Origin of the sequence: Pseudomonas sp. PA-5-4B, from assembly GCF_021606215.1 — a bacterium.
Classification (GTDB): domain Bacteria; phylum Pseudomonadota; class Gammaproteobacteria; order Pseudomonadales; family Pseudomonadaceae; genus Aquipseudomonas; species Aquipseudomonas edaphica.
This window is the reverse complement of the sequence record NZ_WKDB01000047.1, coordinates 47,539-53,538: the sequence shown is the minus strand read 5'-3', so window position 1 is coordinate 53,538 and position 6,000 is coordinate 47,539. Positions and strand designations below refer to the sequence as shown.

Annotated in this window: 5 protein-coding genes; 1 reads left to right on the top strand and 4 read right to left on the bottom strand. The window is 60.8% G+C overall.

What is annotated here, in order from left to right; translation table 11 throughout:
• Positions 1 to 51 precede the first annotated feature (51 nt).
• Positions 52 to 693 (bottom strand): FMN-dependent NADH-azoreductase, encoded by a 642-nt coding sequence (locus tag GIW28_RS21320; RefSeq protein WP_236447096.1) that lies wholly within the window; start codon positions 691 to 693, stop codon positions 52 to 54.
• Between the two features lie 93 nt (positions 694 to 786).
• Here GIW28_RS21320 and GIW28_RS21315 point away from each other — a divergent pair, with 93 nt between their 5' ends.
• The gene (locus GIW28_RS21315) at positions 787 to 1,641 is read left to right on the top strand and encodes a LysR family transcriptional regulator (protein ID WP_236447097.1); all 855 of its coding nucleotides are present in this window, start codon (positions 787 to 789) and stop codon (positions 1,639 to 1,641) included.
• 3 nt (positions 1,642 to 1,644) lie between these two features.
• Here GIW28_RS21315 and poxB read toward each other — a convergent pair whose 3' ends face one another.
• The 3 genes from poxB to GIW28_RS21300 all read right to left on the bottom strand — a co-directional run bounded on the left by poxB (position 1,645) and on the right by GIW28_RS21300 (position 5,668).
• Positions 1,645 to 3,369 (bottom strand): ubiquinone-dependent pyruvate dehydrogenase, encoded by a 1,725-nt coding sequence (poxB, locus tag GIW28_RS21310; RefSeq protein WP_236447098.1) that lies wholly within the window; start codon positions 3,367 to 3,369, stop codon positions 1,645 to 1,647.
• Positions 3,370 to 3,531: 162 nt separating this feature from the next.
• Entirely contained in the window at positions 3,532 to 4,026 is a 495-nt protein-coding gene (locus GIW28_RS21305; protein ID WP_017136920.1) for a DUF934 domain-containing protein, read from the bottom strand.
• Positions 4,010 to 5,668 carry a nitrite/sulfite reductase gene (locus GIW28_RS21300; protein WP_017136919.1) on the bottom strand — a complete coding sequence of 553 codons (1,659 nt, stop codon included), beginning with the start codon at positions 5,666 to 5,668 and terminating at the stop codon, positions 4,010 to 4,012. The genes GIW28_RS21305 and GIW28_RS21300 overlap by 17 nt, the downstream gene beginning before the upstream one ends.
• Positions 5,669 to 6,000: the final 332 nt, after the last annotated feature.

Sequence of the window (6,000 nt, the reverse complement as noted above, 5' to 3'; positions counted from 1 at the left end):
CATCGCAGGCAAGCCAGCTCCCACCCTTGACCGAGTATGGCTCTGCAGGCCCTAACCCCCAGCCGACCCCAATCGATCAGCAAGCTTCAGCGCCATCCCCGCACTTTCAAGGCGCGACACCTGATCCACCTCCGCCCCCAAAATAGTTTTTTCCACATATAGCGAATGCACATCGGTCACCCCGATAAACCCCAGCCACGCCTCCATATAGGGCTTCTGAAAGTCCATCCCCTGCGCACCAGGTGCCGAAAAATCCATCCCCCGTGCATACACATTCACCGCGATCTTGTCATGCAACAACCCCCGCACTCCATGCTCCGGGCTGAACTCAAACAGCACGTCCTTCTGTGATACTACGTCGATAAAGTGCTTGAGCTTGTAGGGAATCGCGAAATTCCACAGCGGCACCGAAAACACCAGCACATCAGCTTGATGCAGGTGAGCCGCCAGCGCTGTGAGTGTCGTCCAGGCAGCGCTTTGTTCTGCGCTTAACGGCGTACCCGCGATGCCCGCGTATTTGGCGTCTATCACTGGCCCGTTGAACTCCGGCAATTCCAGCGCCCATAAATCCAAGGTCACCACCTGGGTGTCCGGGGCGTTCTGCTGATAGCGAGCGATAAACTGACGAGCGATCTCCAGGGACGCGGAGCGTTGTTTGCGCGGCGAGCATTCGATGTGCAGGAGTGTGGTCATGGTGGCCTCGGGAAAGTTGACCTGGGCATTGCAACATAGCGAGCATTGAAATATAAATCGTATTTAAATCATCTATTGATCACAAATCAGAATATGTTAGATGCCTTGTTGCTCAAAACCTTCGTCACAGTGGTCGATGAGGGCGGTTTCAGCCGCGCCGCAGAGCGCCTGCACCTGACCCAGTCGGCCGTCAGTGGGCATTTGCGCCGCCTGGAGGAACAGGTGGGCAAACCCTTGCTCACCCGCACCACCCGGTCCCAGCAATTGACGCCCGATGGTGAACGGCTGATGGCCTATGCCCGTGGCATCCTCGCGTTGAACCGGGACGCCTGGGCCGAGCTGACGCGCTCGGCGATTAAAGGCAACCTGCGCGTAGGCGTATCGGAGGAGTTCGCGGATGCGCGCCTGTTACGTGAACTGCAAAACGTCGCGGCGCAATACCCTGGCATGCACATCAGCGTGCAAGTGGGCATTCCCGGTTCGTTGTTGAGTTTGATGAAGCAGGGTGAGCTGGAGGTGGTGGTCGGCTCGTTGTGCGAATCCAGTGAGCCAGGTTTGGCACTATGGCGTGAGCCGTTAGTGTGGGCCTGGTCCGGGCAGCCGCTCGTAGCCTTGCCGAACCCGTTGCCCCTGGCCTTGTTTCCCGAGCCTTGCCCGTATCGCGAGGCGGCGCTGACGCGTCTTGCCCAAGCGGGCATCGCCCAGCGCAGCGCCATGCAGTGCAGCAGTTACGCGGCGCTGCATGCCGCCGCAGCGGCCGGGTTTGCGATTGCACCGATGGCGCAGAGCCAGGTCGGGCCGGGCTTGGCGATACTCGGCGCCGAACACGGCTTGCCCGCGTTGCCCGATGCCGAGTTCCGCCTGTTCAGCGCCCCGGAGGCGGACCCGCGCCTGGTCGAGGTCGTCACCCAGGTGGTGGTCCGCTACGGCGCTGTTCGCTGGCACTGAGGCTCAGCGCAACCAGTTGGTGCGCGCCAGTTCGATCACTTCATCGCCACGCCCGCTCATCACCGCCTTGAGCATATACAGGCTGAACCCCTTGGCCTGTTCCAGCTTGATGGTCGGCGGCATCACCAGTTCCTGGGTAGCGGTAACCACGTCCACCAGCACCGGGCCGTCATGGGCCAGGGCGCGGCGCAAGGCCGGTTCCAGGTCTTCGGACTGCTCCACGCGAATGCCGAGGATGCCCATGGCGTTGGACATGGCGGCAAAGTCCGGGTTTTTCAGCTCGGTGCCGGTGTCCAGGTAACCGGCGGCTTTCATCTCCATGGCGACAAACCCGAGTGACGAGTTATCAAACACAATGACCTTCACCGGCAATTTCAACTGCGCCAGCGAGATGAAGTCGCCCATCAACATGGCAAAGCCACCGTCGCCGGACATCGAGATCACCTGCCGTCCAGGAAATGCTGCCTGTGCACCAATGGCTTGTGGCATGGCATTGGCCATCGAGCCGTGGTTGAACGAGCCGATCAGGCGGCGTTTGCCGTTCATCTTCAAATACCGCGCAGCCCAGACGGTGGGCGAGCCGACGTCGGCGGTGAAGATCGCATCGTCGTCGGCCAGCTCGCTGAGCAAGCGCGCCACGTACTGCGGGTGAATCGGCCGGTCGGCCTTCGATGGCTGCGCCAGGTCATCCAGGCCTTGGCGGGCTTTTTCATAGTGCTTGAGCGAGGTGTCGAGGAAGCTGCGGTCGGCCTTGCGCGTCAGGCGTGGCAACAGCGCGTCAATTGTCTCGCCAACATCGGCGGCGATGCCCAGGTCCAGGGTGGCGCGACGGCCCAGCGCCTGCGGGTTGCGGTCGACCTGGATGATCCTGGCGTCGGTCGGGTAGAACTGGCGATAGGGGAAGTCGGTGCCGAGCATGACCAGCGTGTCGCAGTTGAGCATTGCGTGGTAACCGGAGCTGAAGCCGATCAGGCCGGTCATGCCCACATCAAACGGGTTGTCCCACTCCACATGCTCCTTGCCGCGCAAGGCGTGCACCACTGGCGCGCCCAAAGCATCGGCCAGGGCTACCACCTGGTCGTGGGCGCCGGCGCAGCCGCTGCCGCACAGCAGGGTGACTTTCTCGCTGCTGTGCAGGATCTCGCTTAGGCGCTGCAGGTCTTGTTCCGCCGGCAAAGTGCGCGGTGCGTGCAGGGCCGGCCAGGGCTTGAGTTTGTCTTCGACTTCCAGCAGCGAGATATCGCCTGGGATCACCACCACCGCCACGCCGCGGTTGAGGATCGCTGAACGCATGGCGCGGTGCAGCACCTGGGGCATCTGCGCAGGGTTGGTGACCAGCTCGATAAAGTGGCTGCACTCTTTGAACAGTTCCTGCGGGTGGGTTTCCTGAAAGTAGTTCAAGCCGATCTCGGAGGAGGGGATTTGCGCCGCGATAGCCAGCACCGGCACATGGTTGCGATGGCAGTCGAACAGGCCATTGATCAAGTGCAGGTTGCCTGGCCCGCAGCTGCCGGCGCATACCGTCAGCTCGCCGGTGGCGGCTGCTTCGGCGCCGGCGGCGAAGGCGGCCACTTCTTCGTGGCGCACGTGCATCCACTCGATGCTGTCCATGGTGCGCAGGGCGTCGGTGAGGCCATTGAGGCTGTCGCCGGTCAGGCCCCAGATGCGTTTGATGCCCGCCTGTTCAAGGGTGGTCGCCAACTGCTGGGCCAGGTTGATTTTCGCCATGAAGAACTCCAATCGTCAGTGAGGTTAAAGGCTGCTGATCAGTAGAGGACAGTTCCAACACCGCGGATGTTCACCCTTAAGTGTGAAGATTGCGTCACGGGGCCGACTAAACGCCGCGCATAAAAAAACCCTGGCAAGCCAGGGTTTTTCACAGCAGCAGGCTCAGCGGCGACGGAACAGCGGCAACGGTTCATCCGTGGCAGCCTGGTACGTGACCGAGAAGTCCTTGAGGCTTTCCAGCGCTTCATACGGGTCTTTGTCGGCGCGCAGGGCGAAGGCATCGAACCCGCAACGACGCAGGTAGAACAGCTGGTCGCGCAGCACATCGCCAATCGCACGCAGTTCGCCCTTGTAACCATAACGGTCACGCAGCAGGCGCGCGTTGGAATAGTTGCGCCCGTCGGTGAAGGCCGGGAAGTTCAGGGCGATGACCTGGAAGTGCTGCACGTCGTCGCCGATCTCTTCGGCTTCCTCGTCGGCGTCCAGCCACACACCCAGGCCGCCGTCGCGGGCCTTGAGGGCGTGCCCGTGTTCACGCCACAGGGCCAGCGGCACAATCAGGTCGTCACAGTTGGAGATGCCGTCGAAGCTCGCGTCCTTGGGCAGCAGGTGCCAGGTTTCGTCGAGGACTTCGTTGTTCTTAATGATTCGCTGCATAGACGCGCTCCTTGAACAGGTCGATGCCAATGCGCTGGTAGGTGTCGATGAAACGCTCATCTTCGGTACGCTGTTCGATGTACACGTCGATCAGCTTGCCGATCACCTCAGGCATGGCTTCCTGGGCGAAGGACGGGCCGAGGATCTTGCCCAGGCTCGCATCGCGGCTGGCGCTGCCACCCAGGGACACTTGGTAGAATTCTTCGCCTTTCTTGTCCACGCCCAGGATGCCGATGTGGCCGACGTGGTGGTGACCACAGGCGTTCATGCAACCGGAGATGTTCAGGTCCAGCTCGCCGATGTCGAACAGGTAGTCCAGGTCGTCGAAACGGCGCTGGATCGATTCGGCAATCGGGATCGACTTGGCGTTGGCCAGGGAGCAGAAGTCGCCACCCGGACAGCAGATGATGTCGGTCAGCAGGCCGATGTTCGGCGTGGCAAAACCGCCTTCGCGCAGTTCGCCCCACAGGGTGAACAGTTGGCTCTGCTCGACGTCCGCGAGAATGATGTTCTGCTCGTGGGAGGTGCGCAGTTGGCCGAAGCTGTAACGTTCGGCCAGATCGGCGACGGCGTCCAGCTGTTTGTCGGTGATATCGCCCGGGGCAACACCGGTTGGCTTGAGCGACAGGGTCACGGCCACATAGCCCGGCTTTTTGTGCGCCAGGGTGTTGCGCGTGCGCCAGCGGGCGAAACCTGGGTGTTGCTGGTCGAGGGCAGCCAGTTCGGCGTCCTGATTGCTCAGGGCTTTGTACTCAGGGTCGACGAAGTGCTTGGCTACACGGTGTACTTCGGCTTCGGTCAGGGTGGTCTGGCCGCCGCGCAGGTGTTCCATCTCGGCGTCGACCTTCTGGGCAAATACCTCAGGGGTCAGCGCTTTGACCAGGATCTTGATCCGGGCCTTGTACTTGTTGTCACGACGGCCATAGCGGTTGTAGACCCGCAGGATGGCGTCGAGGTAACTCAACAGGTCCTGCCACGGCAGGAACTCATTGATGAACGCACCGACTACTGGTGTACGGCCCAGGCCGCCACCGACCAGCACACGGAAACCCAACTCGCCGGCGGCGTTGTGCACGGGCTCAAGGCCAATATCATGCACTTCGATCGCTGCGCGGTCCGAGGTCGAGCCATTGATGGCGATCTTGAACTTGCGCGGCAGGTAGGCGAATTCCGGGTGGAAGGTGGTCCACTGGCGCACGATTTCGCACCACGGGCGTGGGTCGATCAGCTCGTCAGCGGCAACGCCGGCAAATTGGTCGGTGGTCACGTTGCGCAGGCAGTTACCACTGGTCTGAATGGCGTGCATCTGCACGGTGGCCAGCTCAGCCAGGATGTCCGGCACGTCTTCCAGTGCCGGCCAGTTGAACTGTACGTTCTGGCGGGTACTGATGTGGGCGTAGCCTTTGTCGAAGTCGCGGGCAATCTTGGCCATCATGCGCGTCTGGCGCGAAGTCAGTTGGCCATAAGGCACGGCAACCCGCAGCATCGGCGCAAAGCGCTGAACATAAAGGCCATTTTGCAGGCGCAGAGGGCGGAACTCTTCTTCGCTCAGTTCACCTGCTAGGTAGCGTCGGGTCTGATCACGGAACTGCTTGACGCGGTCCTCGATGATGCGCTGATCGTATTCGTCGTATACGTACATATAGGTCCTGTTCTCGGCAAATCTGCGCGCACGGCCGCGCACTCCCAACGGAGCCGGCGCACGATACCAGTTTGCGTTTATGCGCAAAAGTGATGTTTGAGTATATGTAAATAACCAAATTGACTAATGAGAACCGTTATCGCGATACCCACATTTGTCATGCGGGCAATCATGATCTTTACTGTCGTCGAGTCTTAGTGCAATCACCTATAAAACCGACAAGAGGCGATGCGATGAGCAATTCAACCAAAGCACGTAAACCTGACAGTACCGTTGATGCCTGGGCCATTCTGTTTCTGATAATTTTGGTGGTTGGAACCGCCGTGTTCTGG